Genomic DNA, 25,036 nt, shown 5'->3' with positions numbered 1-25,036 from the left:
AGTTGCCCTCATTCGCGAGCAGGCTCGCCCCCACCTTGGATCTGTGTCGTGCACAAATCCCGTGGGAGCGAGCCTGCTCGCGAAGAGGCCCTCAAACACGCCGAATCAATCAGCCCCTGCGCCAGACTCCTTTGCCAGCCAAACGCGCCCGGTCATGCGCCACACTGAAATCCTGCTCTGGCCCCTTCGGCACAATCCCCGTGGGATTGATGGTCTTGTGGCTGCCGTAGTAGTGATTCTTGATGTGCTGAAAATCCACGGTCTCGCCAATCCCCGGCCACTGATACAGCTCACGCAGCCAGTTCGACAGGTTCGGGTAATCGGCAATCCGCCGCAGATTGCACTTGAAGTGCCCGTGGTACACCGCATCGAAGCGAATCATCGTGGTGAACAGACGCACGTCGGCTTCGGTCAGGTATTCACCGGTCAGGTAACGATTGGCGCCCAGTATTCGCTCCAGATTATCCAGCTCGGCAAACACTTCATCGAAGGCCTGTTCATAAGCCTGTTGCGAGGTGGCGAAGCCGGCGCGATACACGCCGTTGTTCACCGCCGGATAAATCCGCTCGTTCAGTGCATCAATCTCGCCACGTAACGGTGCCGGGTAGAAGTCCAGCTCGTTACCGGTCAGGCCATCGAAGGCGCTGTTCAACATGCGGATGATTTCCGCCGACTCGTTGCTGACAATGCGCTTGAGTTTCTTGTCCCACAGCACCGGCACCGTGACGCGCCCGGTGTAGTCCGGGGTGTCGGCGGTGTAGCGCTGGTGCATGAAGTCGAAGTGATCGAGCTTGTCGCCAGTCGAGCCAAAGGCCTTGTCGAAGGTCCAGCCGTTTTCCAGCATCAGCCAGCTGACCACGGACACGTCGATCAGGCTTTCCAGACCTTTGAGCTTGCGCAGAATCAGCGTGCGGTGCGCCCACGGGCAGGCGAGGGACACATAAAGGTGATAGCGCCCGGCTTCGGCGGCGAAACCGCCTTCACCGCTCGGCCCGGGCTGGCCGTCTGCGGTGACCCAGTGGCGACGCTGCGCCTGTTCGCGCTGGAAGGCGCCGTCCTTGCTGCTTTCATACCACTTGTCCTGCCAGTGGCCATCGACGAGTAAACCCATGATCAAGACTCCTGAATCCAATAAGCGTTGGAGCCGAGTCTATTCCGATGAGTTCGAACAAAAAGCGCAAAGATCGGGCGTCTATGATCGGTTAAATCGATTTGTTGCGCGCGGCCCAGTATTGCTCGGCGGTTTCAAAGGCTTGCTCGCGGCTTTGACCGAGGCCACGCAGGGCCAGGGCCATGGTCGAGATCAGGGCCATTTGCGGATAGCTGTCGACCACGTCGCCACGCCATACCGCTTTGAGATGTTCAACGTCCAGCGAGGCCGGTTTGACGTGGCGCTGGCTCGACAGTTGCGGCCATTCTTCATCCCAGCTCTCGCCGCCCTTGGTGCCGTACAGATGGCTGTCGGCATCCGGGTTGATCTCGATCTCGCCGCCGTCGCCCTTGACCACGATCGCCGTGTCGCCGAGCAGACCGCTGGCCTCGCGATGCACCGCTTGATAGCCCGGATGAAAAATACTTTGCAGGCCACAACGGGCGCGCAGCGGGTTGAGAATCCGTGCCAGTGAATGGATCGGCGAGCGCAGGCCCATGGTGTTGCGCAGGTCGATCATCTTCTGCAACTGCGGCGCCCAGTCCATTAGCGGCATGAATGCCAGGCCGCCGTTGTCCAGCGCGTTGCCGACCTGCTGCCACGTGCGGCACAGCGGGATGTTCAGCTCGCCAAGCAGCTGTTCGGTGTACAGACGCCCGGCGGTGTGCGCGCCGCCGCCGTGCATGAAAATGCGCACGCCGTTTTGCGCCAGACACTTGGCCGCCAACAGGTACCACGGCAGATGACGTTTCTTGCCGGCATAGGTCGGCCAGTCCAGATCGACGTGCAACGCTGGAGCCTGCAAGCGTTCACGCAAGGCTTCGGTGAACCCGGCCATTTCCTCGGCGCTTTCTTCCTTGTGCCGCAGCAGCATCAGAAAGGCTCCGAGCTGGGTGTCTTCGACCTTGTCGTCGAGCACCATGCCCATGGCTTCCCGGGCCTCTTCACGGGTCAGGTCGCGGGCGCCGCGTTTGCCCTTGCCGAGGATTCGCACGAACTGCGCGAACGGGTGCTCGGCGGGCGTTTCGAGGGTCAGCGCTGGAAAGTCGGTCATAGGCAATTCGTCGGTTTGGGCAGGCCCGCCAGTTTCGCGGCGAGTTTGGCAGGGGTGCCTTTGAACAGTCGGTTCAGGTGCAGGCTGTTGCCTTTGTCCGGGCCGAGCTTGAGTGCGGTGTATTTGATCAATGGACGGGTGGCTGGCGACAGCTGAAATTCCGCGTAGAAGCTGCGCAGCAGTTCGAGGACTTCCCAGTGTTCGGCAGTCAGTTCGATGTCCTCGGCAGCGGCAAGGGCGCTGGCGACGTCAGGGGACCAGTCGTCGAGGTCGACCAGAAAGCCATCCTTGTCCAGTTCGATGGCGCGAGCGCCGACAGTCATCGAGTTCATAGCCAGCTGTTGACCTTGTCGTGGCGGATCGACAGTTCGACGAACGCTGGATAGTCGATGGCCTCGGCCCAGTCGGGAGCAACGATGGCGCGGGCCTGCAGGTCTTCGGCGAGAGCGAACAGTTTGACCCCGCGCTCGTTCAGTGTGGCGAATGGCGCAGTGCCCGGTTGCAGGGCGTATACAGCGTCGCCGGATAACAGCAGGGCGTCGGCAGCGCCGATCACGCGCAGGCAACTGTTCAGGCGCTCGTCGCCGAACGGGGAATGAGACAACACATGCAGAGTCGACATCAGAGGGTGATCACCTGGTCGTAACGGTCAATAAGGGCGGTGATTTCGCTGGCGCCGAGCGGCTGCGCTTCGTCCAGCGACAGCGTGCTCAGGCCACGGGCGCTGGCGCTGTCGGTGCAGTAGAACAGTTCTTCGACACCGAACATCGGCAGCGCCTGCAGATTGGCGCTGAGGTCTTTCTGTTGCAGGGCCTTGGCGTTCTGCCCGACGCCCAGTTGCAACACGCCATCGTCGAGAAACAGCAGGCCGATCGGCAGATCGAACGCACCGCCGGCCAGCACGATGTCCAGCGCCTCGCGGGCGCCGGGGCCGGACCATGGCGACTGGCGGCTGATGATCAACAGGGATTTGGCCATCTCACGCACCTCCGAAACAGATCAGTCGATCGGCGTCCTGCACTGCATCGTGCAACTGGCCGAGGCCGGACAACTCCCACGGCGCGCTGACCGCAACGGCATCACGCTGATAACGCCTGGCCTCTTCGTCATTCAGTACGCCACGACGCAGGGCGGCGGCGATGCATACCACGCCGTCCAGTTGTTGCTCGGTGATGAACGCACGCCACTGTTTGGGCAGGTCCAGTTCGTCCTGCGGGGTGACCACCGCGTCGGAGGCGTTGTAGACGCCGTCCTGATAGAAAAACAACCGGACAATCTCATGCCCACCAGCCAGCGCCGCCTGAGCAAACAGCAGGGCACGGCGCGAGGAGGGCGCATGGGCGGCGGAAAACAGCGCAATGGCGAACTTCATGACGGACTCGATCAGCAAAACTGCGGCCATGATAAAGCTTTATGAAGGCAGCCGCGAAACCCAAGTTGCACACACCGATTGCGCGGGAATAACTGTCCGCCTGCTGCTATCGGTCATAGTGCGAATCCATGTAGGAGCTGCGGCACGCTGCGATCTCTTGATCTTTACAAGCAAGATCAAGAGATCGCAGCCTCGTTTCACTCGACAGCTCCTACAGGGGGGGAGTGAGGCCTCGATCAGCGGGGCATATAGCCCAGTTGCCAACGCCGCGGAATGCTCAGCGACAGCACACCGAGCGCCGCCGCCAGCAAGCCGCTGGCGAACAGCGCCCGAAGCCCGAAATGATGTTCCAGTACCGCGCCGAGAATTGCGCCGATGAACATCCCGCTCCATGGCACCAGTTGCACCCGCCAGCCGTTACGGCGTTCGCCGAGCATCCAGCGGCCGAGTCCACGGCCGAACCGCGATAGCGCGCCGGTCACATAGGTCAGGCCGACCGGCAGACCATTCACTTCCTCGACCGCCGCGTTAAGCATGCCCATCGCGATGATCGCCGCCAGCAGCGCCGGCAGTTGCGTGTCATACGGCCACGCGGCCGCGAAGCACAGCAGGGTGGCGATGCACAGCAGCAAGGGCAGTGTGCGCCGACCACTGAGGCGACCGATCACGATGCCCAAGGCATTACCGATCACGAACGTGACGACAAGGATGACCAGGCGCAGCGTCAGTCCGAGGTCGCCGTCACTGATCGCCACCGCCAACCGCGTGGTGTTGCCGCTCATAAAGGACACGAAATCGCCACTGGCCATGAAGCCGATAGCATCGGTCATGCCTGCCAGCACGGACAGACTGGCCACCAGTGCCAGACCGATACGGCCACGCCATTTCTGCCGATGCAAATGCCCGGACGTGGCGCGGTGAGTCGAAGTGGAGGGCAGCATCGGTGACGATATCCTTGAGCGGCGGTTAAGGTTCCAACCCGTACAGATCGCAGTAATCGGCCCAGCTCATGTGGGCCATTTCCGCCACTTCGCGGTGCACCTCCATGCGCTGAGCCTGGTACTCTTCGGGCGTTTGCGCCGTGAGCTGCAAGGTCAGTTCCCAAGCGAACAGGCCTTGATTCTCCGCCTCAGCCTCGAAGGCTTCGTGCAGGCGCTCCTCACGATACTGCGCCGGGGTTTCGCCCTTGGCCTGGGCCAGCAGCGGGTTGAGGTGATCGAGGGTTTCGCGCAATTCGGGGCGTGCGTCGAGAAACAGTTTCAGGGCTTGCTCATGTCGCTGGTCGGTGGGCGCCATGTGTATTCCTTGTCAGGCTGATGACCCTAGGGTGCCGGAGCGGCCGGCGTGTGTCGCGCGATAAATGCAGTAAAGCAGAACGATTTTGCCTGTTGCGATGATAAAGTCCGCTTTTTTCTGAATGAGCGAATGCAATGCGAATTCTGATGGTAGCGCTGGCCGCGACCGTGCTGGCGGGCTGCGCGGGTTCGGTGATGGACGATTCTCGCACCAAAGCCCCTTACAAGGTTCTGACCTCGGACAAGCCAGAGAAAGTCGTGGCCCAGTGCGTGCAATTCGCCTGGCAGGACGAGGCGGTGTTTGGCGTGGACGCCGGCGCGTATCTGCAACCAGGCAAGAAGGGCGGCTCGACGGTGTATACCCGTTCGGCAGAGTCGTTTGTCGACGTGACCAGCGATGCGTCGGGGACGGTGCTCAATTACTACGTGCAGAAGGATGATTTTGTCGCCAAGCGGCGTTTGGCGGGGTTGGCGACCTGTCTTTGATATTGCGCTGAGCGGCTGCAGGCTTGCTCCCACTGTTTGAAATGCATTCCATTGTGGGAGCGAGCCTGCTCGCGAAGGGCTCTTGAGATTCAACCCTTCAGGCGCTTCTGGAAATAGTGCCTGCTATGCCCCGGCGGATAGTCGACGATCTCGCCAAACTGGCTGAATCCCAACTTCTTGTAAAACTCCGGCGCCTGAAAATCGAAGGTATCCAGCCAGATGCCCATGCAGTTTTTCTCTCTGGCCAGATTTTCCGCCATGGCCATCAGTTCTGAACCAATGCGTTGCCCGCGACCCTGTTCCGGTACGCAAAGCAACTCAATGTACATCCAGGTAAAAATCACCCGGCCATACAAGCCGCCGAGTATCGCGTCGTGTTCATCGCGCACCAGCAGGGCGAACGGTTCCGACGTGGAGCCCCCGGTCTGGGCGTCGTTGTACGCAATCAACGGCTCGAGGATAGCCTTGCGCTGTTCTTCCGTGGGGTTCTGTGACAGCTCGATTCGCAACGTCATACGCAACTTCCTTGTGAGGTGAACGCGCAGCCTATCCTGCCCGGCGGGCGCTTTCCAAGTCCGTGCTCATCCCTTTGGAACCGCCGCTGTTGCGTCGGGGTCTAGCTTCTACAGCGTCATTTCGAACGCGGTTGATGAGGACCCCCCATGAATATTTTCGAAGCCCTTCGCGAAAGCCACGACCGTCAGCGCAATTACGCCAAAGCTCTGGTCGAAACCAGCGGCGACACCCCGGAGCGGGTTGAAGCCTACAAACAGCTCAAGGCCGAACTGCAGGCGCATGAGACCGCCGAAGAGCGCCACTTCTACATCCCGCTGATGGAGTTCGACAATGGCGTCGACCTCAGTCGGCATGCCATCTCCGAGCACCATGAAATGGACGAGATGATGGAAGAACTGGATGAGACCGAGATGTCCAGCCCCGCGTGGCTGGCCACCGCTAAAAAACTTTCCGACAAGGTTCATCACCATCTCAAGGAGGAAGAGCAGAAATTCTTCCAGATGGCCGGCAAGTTGCTCGACGACAAGCAAAAGGAACAGCTCGCCGGGCAATACGAGAAGGAATATCAGGCACAACTGGAGTGAGTGATGAATGCGGGTTTTTGCTGTGTCAGCGTGTAGGCCTTTAGCCATGCGTCAGGTGGGCGTTGTCGCAATTGACTGTATATTCATCCAGTATTTGCCGGGTTTTCCACTCAATACGCCGATTGCCTGCGACAAAACCGCCGATGGACAAAAAAAACACCTCCGTTAGCTTGAAGGCCTCTCCTCGGACAGGAGAGTTCTTAAATCAACGGAGTGAAAAACATGAATCAACCACAAGCTCAAACCCAACTGCGACACGGTCGCGTTACTTCTCCAGCCAGCCGCGGTGCGGTCGCCATCGAGCAAGGATTGCTCGGTGCCTGGCAGGTCAACGAAATGGAAGGGGGCAAGAATTTCCCGGCGCTGACGGCAGGACCTTTTCCTGCGCCCTATGGCAGTGACAGCGACAGCGTCACACCACCCGCCGACGGTTACATTCTCAGCGGTGGCAAGACCGATGCCCGTGACTGTGTGAACTTCACCGACGAGGAAATGAGCAAAAAGCTCAACCGTCCGTTCAACTGGCCGCTGCTCAGCGTCACCCCGGGCCAGACGCTGGAAGTGAAGTGGGAATACACCGCGCCACACACCACCCGTGGTTATCGCTGGCTGATCACCAAGGATGGCTGGGATCCGAAACAGCGTATTTCCCGTGCACAACTCGAAGCGCAGCCTTTCGCCGAAGACTTCTACACTCAGGTGCCGTATTACAGCTATCCGGGGGAATTGAAGGCCAAGGTCAATCATTCGGTGAAGTTGCCGGCCAGCAAAAAGGGTCGTCACGTCATCGTGTTGATGTGGATCGTCGCCAATACCGGTAACGCGTTCTATCAGGCGTTCGACGTCGACTTCAAATAACGGCGTAACGCTCAACCCACAGGTTCTGAAGGATTAGAACATGTCAAATATCGACTTTTCGTTAATGCACAGTCAGGCCGCCGACGCTGCCTCGCTGATGCCAAGCATCGCTGGCAAGAAAATTCTCATGGGCTTCTGGCACAACTGGCCGGCCGGTCCGAGTGACGGCTACCGCCAGGGCCGCTTTGCCGAGATCGCTCTGGAGGCGGTGCCCAAGGAGTACAACGTGGTTGCGGTGGCGTTCATGAAGGGCAGCGGGATTCCGACCTTCAAACCGTACAACGTCTCCGATGCCGAGTTCCGGCGCCAGGTCGGCGTGCTCAACAGCCAGGGGCGGGCGGTACTGGTCTCCCTGGGCGGCGCCGATGCGCACATCGAATTGCGTGCCGGTCAGGAACAGCCGCTAGCCAATGAAATCATCCGTCTGGTGGAAACCTATGGCTTTGACGGGCTGGACATCGATCTTGAACAGAGCGCGATTGATTTCGCTGCCAACAAGACCGTGTTACCGGCCGCGCTGAAGCTGGTCAAGGATCACTACGCAGGCCAGGGCAAGCATTTCATCATCAGCATGGCCCCGGAGTTTCCGTACCTGACCACCAACGGCAAATACGTCGGTTACCTGCAGGCGCTGGAAGGCTACTACGACTTCATCGCACCGCAGTTCTACAACCAGGGCGGCGACGGGGTCTGGGTGCCGGAAGCCAACAATGGCAATGGCGCGTGGATCGCGCAGAACAACGACGCGCTGAAAGAGGATTTCCTCTATTACCTGACCGAAAGTCTGGTGACCGGTACCCGGGGCTTCACCAGAATCCCGGCGGACAAATTCGTCATCGGCCTGCCGGCCAACGTTGATGCCGCTGCCACCGGTTATGTGATCGACAGCACCGCCGTGGGCAATGCGCTCAAGCGTCTGGCGATCAAGGGGCTGCCGATCAAGGGCCTGATGACCTGGTCGGTGAACTGGGACAACGGCGTCAGCAAGGATCGCCTGCCGTACAACTGGGAGTTCAGCCGGCGTTATGGACCGCTGATTCACAGCGCTCGAACAGCGGCGCAGGAAACGGATGATGCGTTGTCGCGCATCGCCCGTTAATCGCAAGTAAAGAAGCCCGGTAGCGCTGCCGGGCTTTTTTTGTGGGCGCGATTAATCGACTATGGGCGTTTTCCGATGACAAAGGATCAGGCGTCATGATCAAGACAGCCGAGCGGGTCAACATCGTCGACACTCAGGTGTTGTCCCACGACTGGTACCTGTTGAAGAAGATTACCTTTGACTACCTGCGCAACAACGGCGACTGGCAGCGGCAGACGCGCGAGGTCTACGACCGGGGCAATGGTGCGGCGATCCTGTTGTTCAACCGCGAACAGCGCACCGTGGTGCTGACACGCCAATTCCGTTTGCCGGTATTCGTCAACGGCCACGACGGCTTGTTGATCGAAGTGGCGGCAGGTCTGCTGGAAGGTGCGGCACCGGAGCAGCGGATCCGTGACGAAGCCGAAGAGGAAACCGGTTACCGCGTTCACGACGTGAAGAAGGTGTTCGAGGCTTACATGAGCCCCGGTTCGGTGACCGAGAAACTGCACTTTTTCATTGCCGAGTACGACGCGAAATCGAAGGTCAGTGAGGGCGGCGGCCTGGAAGAAGAAACCGAAGAGCTGGACGTGCTCGAATGGGGCTTCGATGAAGCACTGGCTGCATTTCACCGTGGCGAGATCTGCGATGCCAAGACCATCATGCTGTTGCAGTATGCGGCGATGAATAACCTGTTTGTCCGATAAAGCAAAGATCGCAGCCTGCGGCAGCTCCTACAGGGAACGCATTCTCATNAGGAGCTGCCGCAGGCTGCGATCTTTTGATCTTCTAAAACAAATCCCCAGTCCTGCCCACCGCCGACCAGTTACCACCCTCCAACACCAGCAACCGCTCTTTGGCCTCAAGCCCACCCGCAAATCCGGTCAACTTCCCCGACGCGCCAATCACCCGATGGCACGGCGCCACAATCGAAATCGGATTGCGCCCATTCGCCGCTCCGACCGCACGCACGGCTGTCGGGTGACCGATCTGCTCGGCGATCTGGCTGTAGGTACGGGTTTCGCCAAACGGAATGGTCAGCAACGCTGCCCAGACCTTTTTCTGAAAATCGGTGCCGACAAAATCCAGCGCCAGGTCGAAGCGATCACGCTTGCCGGCAAAGTATTCTTCAAGCTGCTGTGCGGTTCGTTGCAGCAGCGGATTGTCCGGTGCTGCGCTCATCGGACCAAGGCGCACCCGGCCCGGTTTGTCGTTTTCCCAGAGGATGGCCGCCAGTCGTGCGCCGTTCGCAACCAGCTTCAGTTCGCCGACCGGTGAGGGCAGGGTGATGAACGTGTAGGGCATGGGCAGAACTCTGGATCAGCGTGGCGAAGGCGTCCAGCATACTGGCTGATCGGGGAGGCGCAAATCGCAATAGCGACCATACTGCTTGGTGCTTTTGCAGCGTTCCCTTCTGCTCTGCACAGAACCCAAAAACAAAAAAGAGATCGACTCATGAAGTACGAACCTTTGGCCAAAACGCTGATCGCGACTTCACTGGCACTGAGCTGCCTGATGGCTCACGCCGCTTCCGTGGCCCCGGTTGCCGCCGAGAACGGCATGGTGGTCACCGCTCAACATCTGGCCTCCCATGTCGGCGTCGATGTGTTGAAAAGTGGCGGTAACGCGGTGGATGCGGCAGTCGCTGTGGGCTATGCGCTGGCGGTGGTGTATCCCGCGGCAGGCAACCTCGGCGGTGGCGGTTTCATGACCATTCAACTGGCGGACGGGCGCAAGACCTTCCTCGACTTCCGCGAAAAAGCCCCGCTGGCGGCGACCGCCAACATGTACCTGGACAAGGACGGCAACGTCGTCCCGGACCTGAGCACCCGCGGTCACCTCGCCGTGGCGGTGCCCGGCACCGTGTCGGGCATGGAGCTGGCGCTGAGCAAGTACGGGACCAAGCCGCGCAAGGACATGATCGCCCCGGCGATCAAACTGGCGGAAGACGGTTTCGAACTGGAGCAGGGCGACGTCGATTTGCTGGACTACGCCACCGATGTATTCAAGAAGGACATGCGTGATTCCGGCTCGATCTTCCTGCGCAACGGCGAACCGATGCAGGTCGGGCAGAAACTGGTGCAGAAGGATCTGGCGAAAACCCTGCGCACCATTTCGGAAAAAGGCGCTGACGGTTTCTATAAGGGCTGGGTGGCCGACGCCATTGTCACCTCCAGTCAGGCCAACAAGGGCATCATCACCCAGGCCGACCTCGACAAGTACAAGACTCGCGAACTGGCCCCGGTGGAGTGCGATTACCGCGGCTACCACGTGGTTTCGGCGCCACCGCCAAGCTCCGGCGGGGTGGTGATCTGCGAGATCATGAACATTCTCGAAGGCTATCCGATGAAGGACCTGGGCTTCCATTCGGCCCAGGGCATGCACTACCAGATCGAAGCGATGCGCCATGCCTATGTTGATCGCAACAGCTATCTGGGCGACCCGGATTTTGTGAAGAACCCGATCGAGCATCTGCTGGACAAGAACTACGCGACCAAGCTACGCAACGCTATCCAGCCGCAGAAGGCCGGGATCTCCGCCGAACTGAAACCCGGCGTCGCGCCCCATGAAGGCAACAACACCACGCACTATTCGATCGTCGACAAGTGGGGCAACGCAGTGTCAGTGACCTACACCCTCAACGACTGGTTCGGCGCCGGGGTGATGGCGAGCAAGACCGGGGTGATCCTTAACGACGAAATGGACGACTTCACCTCCAAGGTCGGCGTGCCGAACATGTACGGTCTGGTGCAGGGCGAGGCCAATGCCATCGCTCCGGGCAAAACTCCGCTGTCGTCGATGAGCCCGACCATCGTCACCAAGGACGGCAAAGTGGTGATGGTGGTCGGTACGCCGGGTGGCAGCCGCATTATCACCGCGACCTTGCTGACCATGCTCAACGTCATCGACTATGGCATGGGCCTGCAGGAAGCGGTTGACGCGCCGCGCTTCCACCAGCAATGGATGCCTGAGGAAACCAACCTCGAAGACTTCGCGGCCAGCCCCGATACGAAGAAGCTCCTCGAGAGCTGGGGCCACAAGTTCGCCGGGCCGCAGGACGCCAACCACATCGCCGCGATCCTGGTCGGCGCGCCGTCGCTGGGCGGTAAGCCAGTGGGCAAAAACCGCTTCTACGGGGCCAACGATCCACGACGCAATACCGGATTGTCACTAGGCTACTGACAGCGGTAAAAAGGGGGCGGGCGCTGCTCCGCCCCGGTTTCAACGTTCGATCAAGGAAGGCCCATCATGTCTAGCGCATTGCTGATCATCGACGTCCAACAGGCTCTCTGCTCGGGCCAATATCAGTGCTTCGACATTCGCCGCGTCATCGACACCATCAACCAGCTCAGCACGCGCGCGCGCAAGGCTAGCGTGCCGGTGGTGCTGGTGCAGCATGAAGAAAAGGACAGCCCACTGGCCCATGGTGGCGAAGGCTGGCAACTTGCCGATGGCCTGCTGACGGCAGATCAAGACCTGCGCATACGCAAAACCACCCCGGATTCGTTCTACCAGACCGAGCTGGGCAAACTGCTGCCCGGCGAAGACTTCGAGCGCCTGATCATCTGCGGCCTGCAAACCGACTATTGCGTCAACGCCACCGTGCGCCAGGCCCATCAGTTGGGTTACGACGTCGTCCTCGTGGCAGACGCTCATTCCACTCTCGACAACGGCAACATGAGCGCCGAAGACATCATCGCCGAACACAACAAGGATCTGGCGCACCTGACGGGGGCCACCGGACGCATTGACGTCAAACCCGCAACCGAGGTCATTTTCTGAAACCCGAAAATAGCTCTGTTGTTCCTACTGGCCTCATCGCTGGCAAGCCAGCTCCCACAGGGTTTGGCATGGATCACGAAGTCTTTGAACAACACAGATCATTGTGGGAGCTGGCTTGCCAGCGATGGCGGTGGATCTGTTAATGAAGATGCAAGCTGTACCCACCCAATCGCCAGCAGGCTGGCTCCCACAGTGATTGATGGTAATCACCAAGCCCCATGTCCAGCGCAAACCTTCTGTGGCGAGCGAGCTTGCTCGCGCCGGGCTGCGCAGCAGCTCTCCTGCTTCAAGTCGCAAACAACACGCCGCGAATCGTCCCGACCCGCGGCGCCTCGACCCCCTCCAGCACCAGCCGCGTAATGGTTCGCGCTGCTGTCGCGTAATCCTCATCCTGGGGGATTTCACGCCCGGTGATGCAGCCCATTTGCCAGCCAATGTTGGTGTAGGTGCGGGTCGCCGACCAGATGAACAGCATCAGATGCTCCGGGTCTACCGGGGCCAGCAGGCCGCGGTCGATCCAGCTGCGCAAGCAGTCGACGTTGCGCCGGGCTTCGGCGTGCAGCAGGTCGCGGCATTCGGCCGGTAACTGGCGGCCCCCCAGCAGCAGCTCGCCGCTGAAAACCCTGGCAATCGCCGGGTGTTCACGGGCGATGCGGATGCGTGCGGCGATGTAGGCGCGCAGGCCGATCAGCGGGTCATCGCTTTCGCGCAACGCTGCCGAGGCTTCCAGCAGCGGTTCGACAAATCCCAGGAGGACTTTCGAGTAAAGGTTTTCCTTGGTCTGGAAGTAGTAATACAGGTTGGCCTTGGGCACGCCGGCACGGGCGGCGATGTCGCGGGTCTGAGTGGCGTCGAAACCGTTGGCGGCAAATTCTTCGCTGGCGGCGGCGAGGATCAGTTGCTCGTTGCGTACGCGGATGGCGCTCATGGGAATGCGGTGTGTATGAATGGCATGGACGAATACTGGCAAATTTGGCTTCGTAATATACAAAACTATATAGCGATGAGGCCAGCTCACTCGTTTGAGAGCGCTATGCTGATTCGATCATCAAAAAGTCGAGGGAGGGAACATGGCCATCAACGCACTGCGCGCTACGGCGACTCATTTGGAGGCTGTGGCAAAACTGTTCGACGCCTATCGTGGCTTTTATCAACAACCTTCGAACCTGACGCAATCGCGCGCCTTCATTGCTGAGCGCATGGCTGGCGAAGAATCGGCGATTTTCCTCGCGCAGGATGAACAGGGCGATGCGCTCGGCTTTGTGCAGTTATACCCGACGTTTTCCTCGATCGACGCTCACCGCACCTGGCTGCTCAGTGATTTGTTCACCACGCCCGCAGCCCGTGGTCACGGTGTCGGGCGATTGCTGATGAACACGGCCCGCGACTTTGCCTTGCAGACTGGCGCCAAAGGTCTGGTGCTGGAAACCGCCACCGACAACTTGATGGCGCAGGGTTTGTACGAGTCGCTGGGTTATGTGCGTGATACCGGTTATTACACTTATACGCTCGATCTGCGTCAGGGTTGATCGAGTTCAACACTGCCGCGCCAGCAACCGCTCGATCTGCGCCAGCTCCCAGGTACTCAGCAGGTCGACTGGATTGGTGCCGTAACGCTGCCACGTTGCCAATGTCCCCTCGCGGCCATCCGGGGCGCGGGCCTGTTCACAGTGGTGCAAGCGTCCGCCCTCAAAGTCCAGCAGCAACTGCCAGCCTTCGATATCGACCGCAACCAGTCCGGCATCACCGGGTCTCTCGGATCTGTTGAACATCAGCACACCCAGCGCAGCCTCGCGCAAGCGCTGGCAAACGTCGCGGGCGGTCAGCCATGCAGTCATGGTCATACTCGGAGGAGGCACAAGCGCGTCAGGATAAATCGCACGGCTAACGGTGTCAGCGATCGCTGGCCCGATTCCGAACTATTCCGTAACATCCGCACCCCTCATTTTCGTGAACATCAGCGGCCGCGCTCGTCGGCCGCCAGTCAGGTAAGCCATGAAACCACAACGTCTGCGCGCCGATGTCCTGGCCGGACTCACCACCTCGTTTGCCTTGTTGCCCGAATGCATTGCGTTCGCGCTGGTGGCGCATCTCAATCCACTGATGGGCCTGTACGGCGCCTTCATCATTTGCACGTTGACCGCATTGTTCGGCGGCCGGCCGGGAATGGTCTCCGGTGCGGCGGGTTCGATGGCGGTGGTGATCGTCGCGCTGGTGGTGCAGCACGGCGTGCAATACCTGCTGGCGACCGTGTTGCTCGGTGGCCTGATCATGATGGCGTTCGGCTTGTTGCGCCTGGGCAAACTGGTGCGCATGGTGCCGCATCCGGTGATGCTCGGTTTCGTCAATGGCCTGGCGATCATCATTGCCCTGGCGCAACTGGAGCATTTCAAGAACGGTGAACACTGGCTCAGCGGCACGCCGCTGTACCTGATGACCGGGCTGGTGCTGCTGACCATGGCCATCGTCTACCTACTGCCGCGCCTGACCCGCGCGGTGCCGCCGGCATTGGTGGCGATCCTCGGCGTGGGCCTGCTGGTCTACCTGTTCGGCCTGCCGACGCGCACCCTCGGCGACATGGCGCACATCGCCGGCGGTCTGCCGACTTTCGCCTTGCCCGACATCCCATGGAGCCTGGAGACCCTGCGCATCATCGCTCCGTACGCGATTCTGATGGCGCTGGTCGGTCTGCTGGAAACCCTGCTGACCCTCAACCTCACTGACGAAATCACCGAAACCCGCGGCTATCCGGATCGCGAATGCGTGGCGCTGGGCGCGGCGAACGTGGTCTCCGGCGCGTTCGGTGGCATGGGCGGTTGCGCAATGATCGGCCAGACCGTGATCAACCTCAGCTCCGGCGGCCGTGGGCGTTTGTCCGGGGTGGTCGCGGGTGTGTTGATACTGCTGTTCATCCTGTTTCTGTCGCCGCTGATTGAGCGTATTCCGCTGGCGGCGCTGGTGGGCGTGATGTTCGTGGTCTCGCAGCAGACCTTCGCATGGGCCTCGTTGCGGGTGTTGAACAAAGTGCCGCTCAACGATGTGCTGGTGATCATCGCCGTGACCAGCATCACCGTGTTCACCGATCTGGCCACTGCCGTGCTCTGCGGAATCATCATCGCCGCGCTGAATTTCGCCTGGCAGCAGGCCCGCGAGTTGTACGCCGATGAACACCTGGAAGCCGACGGCAGCAAACTTTATCGCCTGCACGGCACACTGTTTTTCGCCTCGACCACGCCGTTTCTCAACCAGTTCGACCCGGCCAATGACCCGGCCCGGGTGACGCTGGATTGCCGGCATTTGAGCTTCGTTGACTATTCGGCGATTGCCGCACTGAAGACCTTGCGCGAGCGTTACGCCAAGGCCGGGAAGGAGTTGCAGGTGTTTCATCTGTCCGAGCGCTGCAAGAAACTGCTGAAACGCGCGGGCGTCGAACAGCACTGATCCTCCCTGTAGGAGCTGCCGCAGGCTGCGATCTTTTGATCTTGTCTTTTAAAAGATCAACATCAAAAGATCGCAGCCTGCGGCAGCTCCTACAGAGGCGGTCGGGTTATCTGGCAAATTTCTTCGCCCCGGCCACGCACAGAATCACCCCCAGCGTCACCGCCAGCATCCCCACGCTGACCTGTTCATGCAGTAACGTCGCCGCCAGCGCCAGACCGAAAAACGGCTGCAGCAATTGCAACTGACCCACTGCCGCGATTCCGCCCTGGGCCAGGCCGCGATACCAGAACACAAAGCCGATCAGCATGCTGAACAGCGCCACATAGGCCAGGCACAGCCAGGCCGACAGGCTGATGTGGTTGAACGAGACGGGCGCCAGCCACAGGCTGAGCACCGTCATCACTGGCAGCGACAACACCAGCGCCCAGCAGATAACCTGCCAGCCGCCGAGGACGCGCGACAGTTTCGCGCCTTCGGCATAACCCAGGCCACAGGCCAGAATCGCGGCGAGCATCAGCAGATCACCGGTGGGCGAAGCGGTCAGCCCCTGTGACAGGGCGAAGCCCACGACCAACGCGCTGCCGAGAATCGAGAACACCCAGAACACCGGTCGCGGACGTTCGCCGCCACGCAGCACGGCAAAAATCGCCGTCGCCAGTGGCAGCAATCCTACAAACACGATCGAATGCGCCGACGTCACATGTTGCAGCGCCAATGCCGTCAGCAGTGGAAACCCCAGCACCACGCCCAAGGCCACAATCAATAACGACCACCCCTGATCGCGTGTCGGGCGTCGTTCGTGAAACAGCCTCAACAGAATGAGCGCCAACACGCCGGCAATGGCTGCGCGCGCGACGGTGAGGAACACCGGATCGAATTCCAGCACCGCCAGACGCGTGGCGGGTAGCGATCCGCTGAAGATCAGCACGCCGATAAAGCCATTGATCCAGCCGCTGGTTTTTTCCAGGGCGGGATTAACCAGGTTCGAAGTCCGTTCCATACAGGTCACGCTCAAAAGGTGGGTTGCTTTCGAGCCATGCTGAGGCTGAGAATCAGCACAATCAAATAATTGTCATGGATACATCCAGCATGCCGCGCTCGCGCTACAAGACGCTCGTTGACGCCTACGCCGCAGACATTCGCGCGGGGCGTCTGGCGCCCGGAACCCGACTGCCCACCCACCGGGAACTGGCAGCGAGTGCGGGGTTGGCGCTGGTCACTGCGTCGCGGGTGTACGCCGAGCTTGAGGCAATGGGGCTGGTCAGCGGCGAAACCGGACGCGGGACATTTGTCCGCGAAACCACGTTGTCGCCGGGGCAGGGCATCGACCAGAAAGACGTGGCGGTCGGCATGATCGATCTGAATTTCAACTATCCATCGCTGCCCGGCCAGGCCGATCTGTTGCGCACGGCGTTACGCCAACTGGCGCTGTCCGGTGATCTGGAAGCCTTGCTGCGTTATCAACCCCACGCCGGGCGCAAGCATGAGCGCGCTTCCATTGCGCAGCATTTGCAGGCTCGCGGAGTGCAGGTCGATGCCGGGCAGGTGTTGATCGTCAACGGTGCCCAGCAAGGGTTGGCCGTGACACTGATGGCCTTGCTCAAACCCGGTGATGTGATTGCAGCGGATGCGCTGACCTATTCCGGCTTCAAGGTACTGGCCGAAGCGCTGCATCTGGAAGTGGTGGCGATTCCGCCCGGTGATCACGGGCCGGATCTGGCGGCGCTCGACAAGCTCTGTCGCAGCCGTTCACTGCGGGCGATCTACAGCATGCCGACCTTGCACAATCCCTTGGGTTGGGTGACGCCGATCGAACAGCGCGAGCAGTTGGTCGCGCTCGCCCGCCGCCATGATCTGACGATCATCGAAGACGCGGCCTACGCCTTTCTGGTGGAAAACCCACCGCGCACCCTGGTCGATCTGGCACCGGAACGCACGGTGTACGTGTCGGGACTGTCGAAGAATATCGCCACCGGCCTGCGCGTCGGCTTCATTGCCGCGCCGCTGCACACGGTGCCGGCGCTGGAGCGGATCATTCGCGCCACCACCTGGAACACTCCCGGGGTGATGACCGCAATGGCTTGCAGCTGGCTCGATGACGGTACCGTCACCCTGCTGGAACAACAAAAGCGCGACGACGCCAAGGCCCGGCAAATGCTTGCCACTGAGTTACTGCAAGGGCTGACGTGCATCGGACATCCAGCTTCATACTTCTTGTGGCTGCCGCTGCCAGAAGACGTGCGCGCCGATCAGATGGTGGTGGAATTGATGCACGAGCAGATTTCGGTGACGACTGCCGAGCCGTTCGCGGTGTCGACGCATGTGCCGCATGCGATTCGGCTGGCGTTGGGGTCGGTGCCGATGGACGTCTTGCGCCAGGCATTGATCACCGTCAGAAAGGTCATCGGCGCTTATCTGTAAAAATACTGACTGTGAAATACACCTGTGGCGAGGGCGCTTGCTCCCGCTGGCCTGCAGCGCAGGNGCCCATATTGGGGTCGCCACGCAACCCAGCGGGAGCAAGTGCCCTCGCCACAAAATGTTAGCCTTGCCTCGACTGCATCACACCGTTCTGGATTGCCCGATGAAAAACACCGCTTCATTTCTTCTTGCCTTGGCCGCAACCGCCGTGCTGTTCAGCTCAACCGCCCGCGCCGCAGGCGATCCGGCAGCCGGCGAGAAGATCTTTCCACGTCTGTGCGGCGGCTGCCATCAGGTTGGCCCGGACGCGCGCCCGGGGTTCGGCCCGCAACTCAACGGCATCATCGGCCGAGCAGCCGGAACCTCGGCCAATTACGTGTATTCCGAGGCGATGAAAAACTCGGGCAAGACCTGGGACCGCGAAACGCTGACCGCGTATCTGAAAGATCCAAAAGGCGTGGTGCCGGGCACGCGAATGATTTTCTGGGGGCTGAGTGACGAGGAGAAGATCGATAATTTGCTGGCGTATCTGCAGCAGTTCGCCAACTAAAGAGTTTTCTCGACCTGCGCGGCAAACCACTGCATGACCACCGCGCACGCCGCATGCGAAGCCGCCGCCGGTTGCAGGCATAACACGTAAATTCCGCCCGTCTTCAGCAGTGGTCCGAACGGCACCCCCAACACGCCCAATGCCAGCTCATCGAGGTTGTGTTCACCGTGGAGGAGCGGCCGGCGGCGATTGCGCGGTTGTGGACCAAGTTGAAGACCAATACCTGAGTTCGCTCGTTTGATCCGGGTCAGGCACGCAAGCCTGACTCTCCAGCTCATACGGATTCAAGAAATGCAGGTGGCGGGCGATACGACTGTCACCCATGTTCTGGATCCTGCCTGATATGAAGAAGATTCTCGGTATTGTTTGTGCGCTGGCATTGCTCTCTGGTTGCGTAACCAAAAACCTCAGCACTGAAGACCGCCAGCAAATCAGGACCCTCAAGGTGTTGCCGGTGTTTGTTGCGGTCGACAATTTCCAGTACACCAGCATGACTCAGGCATGGGGCGCAGGCCTGGGCGCGGGTGCCGGCGCAGCAACCGGCATGGTGGCCGGTGCATCCTCTGCCGGTACAGCAGCACTGACCGGGGCAGGCTCCGTGGCCGGTACTAAAACGGGCGATGTGCTGACTGGCGATATTTCCCGAGCGATCCAGAACAATATGAAAGCCAACGGTATCGACCTGAGTCAGTTGATCCGCCAGAGTTTCGTCAAACGCATCCAGCAGGAACGAGTCTTCACTGTCGTGGGTGAGGGCGAGCAGGCTGACGCCGAAGTGGAAATCCTCGTGATGCAGTGGGGACTTTCCCTGAAGAACTACAGCACCGTGCTGTACCCGGTTATCGGCGCCAATGCGTCCATCAAGCGCAATGGCTCTGCGGTATGGCGTAACTTCGAAACCATTTCAGTGTTCAACGACGCCAACACCATCGCCTATGCACCTGAGCAATATGCGACTGACCCCGAGGCATTGCGCACGGCGTTCACCCATGTTTCCGATCTGGTGATGAAAAAGCTTGTCGATGACTTGAAACCTTGATTTTTCGGCGAGGGCAACTCGACTCCTTACACCTCGCTGATCAAGCCACCTGATTACGACCCGCCGCTTTCGCCTGATACAGCTGCTGATCGGCACGTTTGATCAGCATCGTGTGACTGTTGTCCGCCGGATCGGCCAGCGCGACGCCAATGCTTACCGTGACCTGTCCGATGTTGGGAAAGTGCGCCTGTGCCACGGCAACACGGATCTTTTCGGCTACCACCTCTGGCGTATCAGGCTGGGCAACTTCCGGCAGCAGTACGGCGAACTCCTCGCCGCCATAACGGGCAACGAAATCAGTGGCGCGCACGCTGACCTGAATGAGTTGCGCCAATTGCTGCAGCACGTCGTCGCCAATCGCATGGCCGTAGGTGTCGTTGATGCGCTTGAAATGGTCGGCATCAATCAGCAGCAGGGCAAACGGTCGCCCGGTGCGGCGGAACAGCAGGCTGTACTCGCTGATTTTTTCGTCGAAGCGACGGCGGTTGTAGACGCCGGTCAGGGCATCGTGGGTCGCCAGGTTCAACAGTTCGGCATTGGCCTGCATGAGTGCGGCGGTGCGCTGGGCGACGGTGGCTTCCAGGGAGGCGTTGGCTTCCTGCAGTTCGCGTTCCTTGGTCAGCAGCGACTGGGTCATGGCGTCAATCGACTGCCCCAACTGGGCGATTTCCCGCACCGGGTGTTGCAGCGGGAAGTGTGCGCCGGGCTGCTGGTTCTGCACCTGTTTGGCTGAATGCGCGAGTTGCTCGATGGGCCGGCTCAGGTACTGCGCCAGGTAATACGCCACCAGCCCGAACGCGACGGCGGCGGCCACACCCAGCAGCAGCAATTTATAGAGCAGCAGGCGTGCCGGTTCGAGCGCGGTGTCCAATGGCTGGCGCACGGCAATCGACCATGACAGCGCGGTGCTCGAAGGCGTCGGTACGGTGACCATGCTGGTCAGGTAACCGTTGCCGACCGACCAGCCCGGCGACTTCGAATCATTCACCGCCAGTTGCTGGCCCATCAGCGCTTCCGGGTACAGCACCTTGCCATCGTGATCAATGATCAGCGCTTCGATATCCGGCGAGGCATTTTTATGCGAGAACGCTGCCGATTCGACGATGCGCGTCACCCAGCTCCAGTGCGCGTGCGCCCCCAGTACGCCAATCACCTGGCCGTCGGCGTTGCGGATCGGGGCGGCGAAATCGATGAAGCGCAGCGGTTCGCCGTTGGGTGTTGCCGGTAGCAGTTTGGCCAGCAACACCGCTTCGTGCGGGTCACCGGTGTATTCGCCCCGCAGACCCGCCTGAAACCATGGGCGTTGCTGCACCGATTGCCCGACCAGCAAATTATTGACCGCTTGATGCACATGGCCCTCGGCATCGGTCACGCCCATCCACGCATACTCGGCACGGGCCTGGGTGCGCAGTTGCATTGACTTGAGAATCGCCGGGTTGTCGAGGTCGCCACGTTCCAGATGCGGCGCACGGCTGAGCAGGTAAACCTCCAGTTGGCGTTCGCGCAACTGGTCACCGAGCAGCGTCGCCGCCGAACGCGCGGTATTGAGCAGGGCACTGCCGCTGGCCTGTTTCATCTGTTCGGTGGCGATATGGCCGACATAGAAGCCGACGCTCACCAGGGTCAGCAGGGACAAACCGGCGAACCAGAGGGTCAGGTGGCTTCTCAGACTGGCTTTGAGCATGGGCAGGCAAATTCTGTTTGGACGTTGTGGCCGCATGGTATGCGCATTAAGCGTCGGGCTGCCAGTCGGTCGCTTCGGATAAGCGCCGTCGGAAGTTTCGCCGATGCTCTACAGGGCAGGATCCGTTCTGACGCTGATTGTTGAAAAGAACCACGCCTGCTAACGACAAAATGAAAAAGCCCGGCTGATCAGGCCGGGCTTTCCTTGACTGCTTTAGAACTGGTGTTTCAGGCGTTACGGCTTTCGATCAGACGATCCGAACCACCTTCGGCTACACGGCGTTCCTGCAGACGATCCGAGCCACCTTCAGCCACACGGCGTTCCAGCAGACGATCCGAACCACCTTCGGCTACACGGCGTTCCAGCAGACGATCCGAACCACCTTCAGCCACACGGCGCTCCAGCAGACGATCCGAGCCACCTTCAGCCACGCGGCGTTCCTGCAGACGATCCGAGCCACCTTCAGCCACGCGGCGTTCCTGCAGACGGTCCGAGCCACCTTCAGCCAAACGGCTTTCAATCAACTTGTCCGAGCCGCCTTCAGCGACCAGGGTGTGAGCGGGTGTTGCTGCAAAAGCGTTAACTGCAAGAACCGAGAAAGCGATGCCGAGGATGGTTTGGCGTTTCATGATCGTGTGCTCCGGGGTGTATTGGGTTGGTATGGAGCTGATGTTACGCCGCGGATTTTTTATGAGAACTTCATTGACGTGATGGTGACTATCGACGCCAGCGATGTATGCCGCAACCCCTGATTTAAAGCTTCGGCGCCCGAATGCACAGCTCTCCAGTGGCACGGGTCAGGGCCAGTTCATGCAGTGCGTCGTGGGTCAGACTCTGCCGAGCCTTGGCCAGCAACGCCTGGCAATTCGGCTCGCGGCGGTGCGGCGCGAAGTCGGCGTACTGGCGCAGCAGGCGGGTTTGCAACTCGTCCAGGCGCGGACGAATCTGCTTCGCCAGATCCGGTCGCGGGGTGTCCGGCGCCGCCCCGGCCGCTTGCCATTGTGCGAGCAATCCGTACTGCACCAGTTTGTTCGCCTCCATCTGCGCGGCGATCAACTGAGCCACGTCTTCGGGGTCGAGCTGGTGTTCGGTCGCCAAAGTGCGGGCATTGGCGATGACCTGCGCTTCGCGCGGGCTGTCCTGAATCGGCTTGCCGCTGTCCCATTTGGTCAGTGCCACCAGATCGCCGATGTTCAGGCGTTCATTCAAGGTTGCCAGCAAGGGGCGCAACGATTCGATGGGGGCGGTGGCTTCGGCGGCGCCAGCCATGTGGCTGAAAACGACCAGCAGGGAACAGGTCAGGGCATTTCGCAACGGGGTCATGGGCAGGTGCGTTCCACGGAAAATAGTGCCGTCATTTAAGCCTTGCGCAGAGGCGATGTCGACCGACTTTAACCTGCGCATCTAGCGTAATATCCAACGCATCTCCCACCCCGAGACGGATCCTCAATGCAAACCCCTGGCACCCGCAAACCGCTCTGGCAAACCTACCTGTTGTTCCTCGCGCCGATGGTGCTGTCCAATTTTCTGCAATCGATGTCGGGCACGGTCAACAGCATTTACATCGGGCAAATGCTCGGGACTCAGGCGTTGGCAGCGGTGTCGGGGATGTTTCCGGTGATCTTTTTCTTCATTGCGCTGGTGATCGGTCTGGGCGCGGGTGCCGGGGTGTTGATCGGTCAGGCATGGGGTGCGCGCGAGGCGCACATGGTCAAGGCAATCACCGGGGCGACGCTGCTCTTGGGGGTGTTGATCGGCTTGCTCGCCGCGGTGCTGGGCAGTGTCTTTGCGCGGCAGGCGTTGCAGGGGCTGGGGACGCCGGTGGATGTGCTGGACGACGCGGTGGCGTATGCGCACGTGATGATGTGGATTCTGCCGTCGATGCTGGTGTTTGTGCTGTTCACGCAATTGCTGCGCGGGGTCAGCGACACCGTATCGCCATTGTTGGCGCTGATGGTATCGACCTCGGTCGGGCTGGCGCTGACCCCGGCGCTGATTCGTGGCTGGTTCGGTTTGCCCCAGTTGGGCATCCAGAGCGCGGCCTTCGCCGGTCTGGCTGGCAACCTGTCGGCCATGGCGTGGCTGGCCTGGCGGTTGATTCGCAACAACCATCCGCTGGCGCCGGACCGCGAGTTCTTCGCGGCACTGCGGCTGGACAGGGCGATTCTGGGCAAGGTGCTGCGCATCGGCCTGCCGACCGGGGTGCAGATGATCGTGTTGTCGCTGTCGGAGCTGGTGATTCTGGCGCTGGTCAACCAGCACGGCTCGCAGGCGACGGCGGCGTATGGCGCGGTGACGCAGATCGTCAACTACGTGCAGTTTCCGGCGCTGTCGATTGCCATCACCGCCTCGATCCTTGGCGCCCAGGCCATCGGTGCCGGGCACCTGCAGCGCCTGGCCGCGATCCTGCGCACCGGGCTGTTGATCAACGTGTGCCTGACCGGTGGCTTGATCGTGCTCGGTTACCTGTTATCGCACTGGTTGCTGGGACTGTTCCTGACCGAAGAATCGACCCGGGCGATGGCTGAGCACTTGTTGCACATCATGTTGTGGAGCCTGCTGGTGTTTGGTTTCCAGGCGATCATCGGCGGCATCATGCGCGCCAGCGGCACGGTGCTGGTGCCGGTGGCAATCGCCATCGTCTGCGTGGTCGGCGTGCAGTTGCCGGCGGCTTACTGGCTGGACGGGCAGTACGGTTTGCAGGGAGTGTGGATGGCGTTTCCGGTGGCGTATCTGGGCATGCTGGTGTTGCAGACGCTGTATTACAAACTGGTCTGGCAGCATCAGAAGATCGAGCGGCTGGTCTGAGCCTGAGCCACACCGGCGGACAGATGACATGGCACAACTGCCGGTTGTTTGCTTAAGTCAATCGAGGCCTCGAAGGTTTGCCCTGTCCGGAGAATCCCATGCGTGTCCGATTCACCGCTGTGGCACTGTTCACCGGCCTGTGCGTCATGACCTGCGCGCAGGCCGCTGAATACAATCGCGTCAACACTACCGCCAGCAAGATCAGCTTCATTTACAAGCAATTCGGCGACCAGGTCTATGGCACCTTCGGCAAGTTCGACGCGACGCTGCAGTTCGACAGCGACAACCTCGCCAACGCCCACACCACGCTGCACATCGACCTGGCCAGCATCGATGCCGGCAGCGACGACGCCAATACCGAGCTGGTGAAACCGGCGTGGTTCGATACCCAGCGCTTTCCTGAGGCGGTGTTCGTATCCAGCCGTTTTACCCGCGTGGCGAACAACCGCTATCTGGTCGCCGGTCTGCTCACCGTCAAAGGCATTACCCGCGAGGTGCAGGTGCCGGTCGAGCTGAAGCCGGACAGCGCGATCGGCATTTTCGACGGCGAGCTGGTGCTCAAGCGCAGCGAATTCGGGCTCGGAGCGGGGGAGTGGGCGGATACCGTGGTGTCCAATGACATTGCCATTTCCTTCAAGGTGGTGGCGCCACAGCAGTGACGCCAGTCTTTCAGGTCAGTAGGCGCGCCAGTGCCCCGGCACCCAGCGCCATTCATGACCACCCCAGCGGTAATGACCAGCGACCCAGTGATAGCCCGGCGCAGGCATCACCGGCACCACTTCCACGGGCGGTGGTGGCCGGTGCGGACGGACCGGTTCGACGACGCAACCGGACAGGGTGATCGCCACCAGTGCGGCGGCGAGCAAGGCTTTAATGCTTCTGGACATGGGTTGTTCCTTATGGAAGAAGTGTGCAGG

The 25,036-nt window shown here is 60.6% G+C and carries 30 protein-coding genes and 2 pseudogenes; 14 read left to right on the top strand and 18 right to left on the bottom strand.

Annotated elements, in window-relative coordinates; genetic code table 11:
- Nucleotides 1–109: 109 nt before the first annotated feature.
- From ACTJKS_RS13520 to ACTJKS_RS13485, 8 genes are all read right to left on the bottom strand, one after another.
- Nucleotides 110–1,111, bottom strand: coding sequence for a glutathione S-transferase family protein (locus tag ACTJKS_RS13520; RefSeq protein WP_142580031.1), 1,002 nt, complete (start codon nucleotides 1,109–1,111; stop codon nucleotides 110–112).
- A gap of 91 nt (nucleotides 1,112–1,202) precedes the next feature.
- Entirely contained in the window at nucleotides 1,203–2,204 is a 1,002-nt protein-coding gene (locus ACTJKS_RS13515) for a glycosyl transferase family protein (protein WP_262948703.1), read from the bottom strand.
- Entirely contained in the window at nucleotides 2,201–2,536 is a 336-nt protein-coding gene (locus ACTJKS_RS13510; RefSeq protein WP_198758137.1) for a TusE/DsrC/DsvC family sulfur relay protein, read from the bottom strand. Before ACTJKS_RS13510 ends, ACTJKS_RS13515 begins: the two co-directional genes overlap by 4 nt.
- Nucleotides 2,533–2,826, bottom strand: coding sequence for a sulfurtransferase complex subunit TusB (tusB, locus tag ACTJKS_RS13505; RefSeq protein ID WP_108182342.1), 294 nt, complete (start codon nucleotides 2,824–2,826; stop codon nucleotides 2,533–2,535). Before tusB ends, ACTJKS_RS13510 begins: the two co-directional genes overlap by 4 nt.
- Entirely contained in the window at nucleotides 2,826–3,182 is a 357-nt protein-coding gene (tusC, locus tag ACTJKS_RS13500; RefSeq protein WP_262948707.1) for a sulfurtransferase complex subunit TusC, read from the bottom strand. Before tusC ends, tusB begins: the two co-directional genes overlap by 1 nt.
- Nucleotide 3,183: 1 nt before the next feature.
- The gene (tusD, locus tag ACTJKS_RS13495; RefSeq protein WP_041074269.1) at nucleotides 3,184–3,576 is read right to left on the bottom strand and encodes a sulfurtransferase complex subunit TusD; all 393 of its coding nucleotides are present in this window, start codon (nucleotides 3,574–3,576) and stop codon (nucleotides 3,184–3,186) included.
- 236 nt (nucleotides 3,577–3,812) lie between these two features.
- Entirely contained in the window at nucleotides 3,813–4,517 is a 705-nt protein-coding gene (locus tag ACTJKS_RS13490) for a YoaK family protein (RefSeq protein ID WP_041074232.1), read from the bottom strand.
- 25 nt (nucleotides 4,518–4,542) lie between these two features.
- Nucleotides 4,543–4,872 carry a DUF6388 family protein gene (locus ACTJKS_RS13485; protein WP_108182343.1) on the bottom strand — a complete coding sequence of 110 codons (330 nt, stop codon included), beginning with the start codon at nucleotides 4,870–4,872 and terminating at the stop codon, nucleotides 4,543–4,545.
- Nucleotides 4,873–5,006: 134 nt separating this feature from the next.
- On the opposite strand from ACTJKS_RS13485, the gene ACTJKS_RS13480 reads away from it, so the two are divergent.
- Nucleotides 5,007–5,357 (top strand): hypothetical protein, encoded by a 351-nt coding sequence (locus tag ACTJKS_RS13480; RefSeq protein WP_041074236.1) that lies wholly within the window; start codon nucleotides 5,007–5,009, stop codon nucleotides 5,355–5,357.
- Nucleotides 5,358–5,446: 89 nt separating this feature from the next.
- Here ACTJKS_RS13480 and ACTJKS_RS13475 read toward each other — a convergent pair whose 3' ends face one another.
- The gene (locus ACTJKS_RS13475; protein ID WP_262948711.1) at nucleotides 5,447–5,872 is read right to left on the bottom strand and encodes a GNAT family N-acetyltransferase; all 426 of its coding nucleotides are present in this window, start codon (nucleotides 5,870–5,872) and stop codon (nucleotides 5,447–5,449) included.
- 147 nt (nucleotides 5,873–6,019) lie between these two features.
- On the opposite strand from ACTJKS_RS13475, the gene ACTJKS_RS13470 reads away from it, so the two are divergent.
- The 4 genes and pseudogenes from ACTJKS_RS13470 (at nucleotide 6,020) to ACTJKS_RS13455 (ending at nucleotide 9,100) form a co-directional block, all read left to right on the top strand.
- Entirely contained in the window at nucleotides 6,020–6,457 is a 438-nt protein-coding gene (locus ACTJKS_RS13470; RefSeq protein ID WP_041074240.1) for a hemerythrin domain-containing protein, read from the top strand.
- A gap of 222 nt (nucleotides 6,458–6,679) precedes the next feature.
- Complete coding sequence (locus tag ACTJKS_RS13465; RefSeq protein WP_108182344.1) at nucleotides 6,680–7,315, top strand: lytic polysaccharide monooxygenase auxiliary activity family 9 protein; 636 nt, start codon at nucleotides 6,680–6,682, stop codon at nucleotides 7,313–7,315.
- A 40-nt stretch (nucleotides 7,316–7,355) separates the two neighbouring features.
- A pseudogene (locus ACTJKS_RS13460) lies at nucleotides 7,356–8,378 on the top strand (chitinase); the annotation flags it as partial.
- A 131-nt stretch (nucleotides 8,379–8,509) separates the two neighbouring features.
- Nucleotides 8,510–9,100 (top strand): NUDIX domain-containing protein, encoded by a 591-nt coding sequence (locus ACTJKS_RS13455; RefSeq protein ID WP_262948713.1) that lies wholly within the window; start codon nucleotides 8,510–8,512, stop codon nucleotides 9,098–9,100.
- Nucleotides 9,101–9,182: 82 nt separating this feature from the next.
- On the opposite strand, the gene ACTJKS_RS13450 is transcribed toward ACTJKS_RS13455, so the two are convergent.
- Nucleotides 9,183–9,698, bottom strand: a complete 516-nt coding sequence (locus ACTJKS_RS13450) for a methylated-DNA--[protein]-cysteine S-methyltransferase (protein ID WP_198758139.1) — start codon at nucleotides 9,696–9,698, stop codon at nucleotides 9,183–9,185.
- A 150-nt stretch (nucleotides 9,699–9,848) separates the two neighbouring features.
- Between ACTJKS_RS13450 and ggt the strand changes: the two genes are divergently transcribed.
- Both ggt and ACTJKS_RS13440 read left to right on the top strand, forming a co-directional pair.
- A complete protein-coding gene (ggt, locus tag ACTJKS_RS13445) occupies nucleotides 9,849–11,576 on the top strand; it encodes a gamma-glutamyltransferase (RefSeq protein WP_262948715.1) in 1,728 nt (575 codons plus the stop codon).
- Between the two features lie 66 nt (nucleotides 11,577–11,642).
- Nucleotides 11,643–12,176, top strand: a complete 534-nt coding sequence (locus ACTJKS_RS13440; RefSeq protein WP_262948716.1) for a cysteine hydrolase family protein — start codon at nucleotides 11,643–11,645, stop codon at nucleotides 12,174–12,176.
- A gap of 286 nt (nucleotides 12,177–12,462) precedes the next feature.
- On the opposite strand, the gene ACTJKS_RS13435 is transcribed toward ACTJKS_RS13440, so the two are convergent.
- Nucleotides 12,463–13,104 (bottom strand): TetR/AcrR family transcriptional regulator, encoded by a 642-nt coding sequence (locus ACTJKS_RS13435; protein WP_262948717.1) that lies wholly within the window; start codon nucleotides 13,102–13,104, stop codon nucleotides 12,463–12,465.
- Between the two features lie 142 nt (nucleotides 13,105–13,246).
- Between ACTJKS_RS13435 and ACTJKS_RS13430 the strand changes: the two genes are divergently transcribed.
- Nucleotides 13,247–13,705, top strand: coding sequence for a GNAT family N-acetyltransferase (locus tag ACTJKS_RS13430; protein WP_262948718.1), 459 nt, complete (start codon nucleotides 13,247–13,249; stop codon nucleotides 13,703–13,705).
- Between the two features lie 6 nt (nucleotides 13,706–13,711).
- Here the strand turns inward: ACTJKS_RS13430 and ACTJKS_RS13425 are convergent, their stop codons facing one another.
- Nucleotides 13,712–14,014 (bottom strand): DUF7693 family protein, encoded by a 303-nt coding sequence (locus ACTJKS_RS13425; protein ID WP_041074257.1) that lies wholly within the window; start codon nucleotides 14,012–14,014, stop codon nucleotides 13,712–13,714.
- Nucleotides 14,015–14,171: 157 nt separating this feature from the next.
- Here ACTJKS_RS13425 and ACTJKS_RS13420 point away from each other — a divergent pair, with 157 nt between their 5' ends.
- Nucleotides 14,172–15,617 carry a SulP family inorganic anion transporter gene (locus ACTJKS_RS13420; protein ID WP_108182352.1) on the top strand — a complete coding sequence of 482 codons (1,446 nt, stop codon included), beginning with the start codon at nucleotides 14,172–14,174 and terminating at the stop codon, nucleotides 15,615–15,617.
- A 106-nt stretch (nucleotides 15,618–15,723) separates the two neighbouring features.
- Here ACTJKS_RS13420 and ACTJKS_RS13415 read toward each other — a convergent pair whose 3' ends face one another.
- Nucleotides 15,724–16,617, bottom strand: coding sequence for a DMT family transporter (locus tag ACTJKS_RS13415; RefSeq protein WP_108182353.1), 894 nt, complete (start codon nucleotides 16,615–16,617; stop codon nucleotides 15,724–15,726).
- A gap of 89 nt (nucleotides 16,618–16,706) precedes the next feature.
- Between ACTJKS_RS13415 and ACTJKS_RS13410 the strand changes: the two genes are divergently transcribed.
- Together ACTJKS_RS13410 and ACTJKS_RS13405 are read left to right on the top strand one after the other, a co-directional pair.
- Nucleotides 16,707–18,038 (top strand): aminotransferase-like domain-containing protein, encoded by a 1,332-nt coding sequence (locus ACTJKS_RS13410; RefSeq protein WP_108182354.1) that lies wholly within the window; start codon nucleotides 16,707–16,709, stop codon nucleotides 18,036–18,038.
- Nucleotides 18,039–18,201: 163 nt separating this feature from the next.
- Nucleotides 18,202–18,588, top strand: a complete 387-nt coding sequence (locus ACTJKS_RS13405; protein ID WP_108182355.1) for a c-type cytochrome — start codon at nucleotides 18,202–18,204, stop codon at nucleotides 18,586–18,588.
- Here ACTJKS_RS13405 and ACTJKS_RS13400 read toward each other — a convergent pair.
- Nucleotides 18,585–18,719, bottom strand: a pseudogene (locus ACTJKS_RS13400) (LysR family transcriptional regulator); the annotation flags it as partial. The gene ACTJKS_RS13405 and the pseudogene ACTJKS_RS13400 sit on opposite strands and share 4 nt — an antisense overlap.
- Before the next feature lie 212 nt (nucleotides 18,720–18,931).
- Here ACTJKS_RS13400 and ACTJKS_RS13395 point away from each other — a divergent pair.
- Nucleotides 18,932–19,627: a hypothetical protein gene (locus tag ACTJKS_RS13395; RefSeq protein ID WP_198758146.1), complete on the top strand. Its 696-nt coding sequence runs from the start codon at nucleotides 18,932–18,934 to the stop codon at nucleotides 19,625–19,627.
- Between the two features lie 40 nt (nucleotides 19,628–19,667).
- On the opposite strand, the gene ACTJKS_RS13390 is transcribed toward ACTJKS_RS13395, so the two are convergent.
- The 3 genes from ACTJKS_RS13390 to ACTJKS_RS13380 all read right to left on the bottom strand — a co-directional run bounded on the left by ACTJKS_RS13390 (nucleotide 19,668) and on the right by ACTJKS_RS13380 (nucleotide 22,634).
- Nucleotides 19,668–21,311, bottom strand: coding sequence for a sensor domain-containing diguanylate cyclase (locus tag ACTJKS_RS13390; RefSeq protein WP_108182357.1), 1,644 nt, complete (start codon nucleotides 21,309–21,311; stop codon nucleotides 19,668–19,670).
- Between the two features lie 227 nt (nucleotides 21,312–21,538).
- On the bottom strand, nucleotides 21,539–21,940 hold the full coding sequence (locus ACTJKS_RS13385) for a hypothetical protein (protein WP_108182358.1): 402 nt from the start codon (nucleotides 21,938–21,940) through the stop codon (nucleotides 21,539–21,541).
- Between the two features lie 124 nt (nucleotides 21,941–22,064).
- Complete coding sequence (locus tag ACTJKS_RS13380) at nucleotides 22,065–22,634, bottom strand: chorismate mutase (RefSeq protein WP_108182359.1); 570 nt, start codon at nucleotides 22,632–22,634, stop codon at nucleotides 22,065–22,067.
- A gap of 126 nt (nucleotides 22,635–22,760) precedes the next feature.
- Here ACTJKS_RS13380 and ACTJKS_RS13375 point away from each other — a divergent pair, with 126 nt between their 5' ends.
- Nucleotides 22,761–24,119, top strand: a complete 1,359-nt coding sequence (locus tag ACTJKS_RS13375) for an MATE family efflux transporter (protein WP_108182360.1) — start codon at nucleotides 22,761–22,763, stop codon at nucleotides 24,117–24,119.
- A gap of 98 nt (nucleotides 24,120–24,217) precedes the next feature.
- Nucleotides 24,218–24,778 (top strand): YceI family protein, encoded by a 561-nt coding sequence (locus ACTJKS_RS13370; RefSeq protein WP_108182361.1) that lies wholly within the window; start codon nucleotides 24,218–24,220, stop codon nucleotides 24,776–24,778.
- A 15-nt stretch (nucleotides 24,779–24,793) separates the two neighbouring features.
- Here ACTJKS_RS13370 and ACTJKS_RS13365 read toward each other — a convergent pair whose 3' ends face one another.
- Nucleotides 24,794–25,006, bottom strand: a complete 213-nt coding sequence (locus tag ACTJKS_RS13365; RefSeq protein ID WP_095666916.1) for a YXWGXW repeat-containing protein — start codon at nucleotides 25,004–25,006, stop codon at nucleotides 24,794–24,796.
- Nucleotides 25,007–25,036: the final 30 nt, after the last annotated feature.

It is taken from the genome of Pseudomonas sp. 22189, assembly GCF_052045635.1.
Lineage (GTDB): Bacteria > Pseudomonadota > Gammaproteobacteria > Pseudomonadales > Pseudomonadaceae > Aquipseudomonas > Aquipseudomonas parakoreensis.
The sequence above is the reverse complement of the archived record's forward strand: the minus strand, read 5'-3'. Positions and strand labels throughout refer to the sequence as shown.

Coding starts and splice junctions, on each gene's coding strand:
- tusC (WP_262948707.1), bottom strand. CDS start 3,182: ATGGCCAAATCCCTGTTGATCATCAGCCGCCAGTCGCCATGGTCCGGC.
- ACTJKS_RS13480 (WP_041074236.1), top strand. CDS start 5,007: ATGCGAATTCTGATGGTAGCGCTGGCCGCGACCGTGCTGGCGGGCTGC.
- ACTJKS_RS13435 (WP_262948717.1), bottom strand. CDS start 13,104: ATGAGCGCCATCCGCGTACGCAACGAGCAACTGATCCTCGCCGCCGCC.
- ACTJKS_RS13485 (WP_108182343.1), bottom strand. CDS start 4,872: ATGGCGCCCACCGACCAGCGACATGAGCAAGCCCTGAAACTGTTTCTC.
- ACTJKS_RS13390 (WP_108182357.1), bottom strand. CDS start 21,311: ATGCTCAAAGCCAGTCTGAGAAGCCACCTGACCCTCTGGTTCGCCGGT.
- ACTJKS_RS13420 (WP_108182352.1), top strand. CDS start 14,172: ATGAAACCACAACGTCTGCGCGCCGATGTCCTGGCCGGACTCACCACC.
- ACTJKS_RS13415 (WP_108182353.1), bottom strand. CDS start 16,617: ATGGAACGGACTTCGAACCTGGTTAATCCCGCCCTGGAAAAAACCAGC.
- ACTJKS_RS13470 (WP_041074240.1), top strand. CDS start 6,020: ATGAATATTTTCGAAGCCCTTCGCGAAAGCCACGACCGTCAGCGCAAT.
- ACTJKS_RS13410 (WP_108182354.1), top strand. CDS start 16,707: ATGCCGCGCTCGCGCTACAAGACGCTCGTTGACGCCTACGCCGCAGAC.
- ACTJKS_RS13365 (WP_095666916.1), bottom strand. CDS start 25,006: ATGTCCAGAAGCATTAAAGCCTTGCTCGCCGCCGCACTGGTGGCGATC.
- ACTJKS_RS13465 (WP_108182344.1), top strand. CDS start 6,680: ATGAATCAACCACAAGCTCAAACCCAACTGCGACACGGTCGCGTTACT.
- ACTJKS_RS13405 (WP_108182355.1), top strand. CDS start 18,202: ATGAAAAACACCGCTTCATTTCTTCTTGCCTTGGCCGCAACCGCCGTG.
- ACTJKS_RS13510 (WP_198758137.1), bottom strand. CDS start 2,536: ATGAACTCGATGACTGTCGGCGCTCGCGCCATCGAACTGGACAAGGAT.
- ACTJKS_RS13430 (WP_262948718.1), top strand. CDS start 13,247: ATGGCCATCAACGCACTGCGCGCTACGGCGACTCATTTGGAGGCTGTG.
- ACTJKS_RS13385 (WP_108182358.1), bottom strand. CDS start 21,940: ATGAAACGCCAAACCATCCTCGGCATCGCTTTCTCGGTTCTTGCAGTT.
- ACTJKS_RS13380 (WP_108182359.1), bottom strand. CDS start 22,634: ATGACCCCGTTGCGAAATGCCCTGACCTGTTCCCTGCTGGTCGTTTTC.
- ACTJKS_RS13450 (WP_198758139.1), bottom strand. CDS start 9,698: ATGCCCTACACGTTCATCACCCTGCCCTCACCGGTCGGCGAACTGAAG.
- ACTJKS_RS13440 (WP_262948716.1), top strand. CDS start 11,643: ATGTCTAGCGCATTGCTGATCATCGACGTCCAACAGGCTCTCTGCTCG.
- ACTJKS_RS13490 (WP_041074232.1), bottom strand. CDS start 4,517: ATGCTGCCCTCCACTTCGACTCACCGCGCCACGTCCGGGCATTTGCAT.
- ACTJKS_RS13370 (WP_108182361.1), top strand. CDS start 24,218: ATGCGTGTCCGATTCACCGCTGTGGCACTGTTCACCGGCCTGTGCGTC.
- ACTJKS_RS13425 (WP_041074257.1), bottom strand. CDS start 14,014: ATGACTGCATGGCTGACCGCCCGCGACGTTTGCCAGCGCTTGCGCGAG.
- ACTJKS_RS13475 (WP_262948711.1), bottom strand. CDS start 5,872: ATGACGTTGCGAATCGAGCTGTCACAGAACCCCACGGAAGAACAGCGC.
- tusD (WP_041074269.1), bottom strand. CDS start 3,576: ATGAAGTTCGCCATTGCGCTGTTTTCCGCCGCCCATGCGCCCTCCTCG.
- ACTJKS_RS13520 (WP_142580031.1), bottom strand. CDS start 1,111: ATGGGTTTACTCGTCGATGGCCACTGGCAGGACAAGTGGTATGAAAGC.
- ggt (WP_262948715.1), top strand. CDS start 9,849: ATGAAGTACGAACCTTTGGCCAAAACGCTGATCGCGACTTCACTGGCA.
- tusB (WP_108182342.1), bottom strand. CDS start 2,826: ATGTCGACTCTGCATGTGTTGTCTCATTCCCCGTTCGGCGACGAGCGC.
- ACTJKS_RS13515 (WP_262948703.1), bottom strand. CDS start 2,204: ATGACCGACTTTCCAGCGCTGACCCTCGAAACGCCCGCCGAGCACCCG.
- ACTJKS_RS13395 (WP_198758146.1), top strand. CDS start 18,932: ATGAAGAAGATTCTCGGTATTGTTTGTGCGCTGGCATTGCTCTCTGGT.
- ACTJKS_RS13455 (WP_262948713.1), top strand. CDS start 8,510: ATGATCAAGACAGCCGAGCGGGTCAACATCGTCGACACTCAGGTGTTG.
- ACTJKS_RS13375 (WP_108182360.1), top strand. CDS start 22,761: ATGCAAACCCCTGGCACCCGCAAACCGCTCTGGCAAACCTACCTGTTG.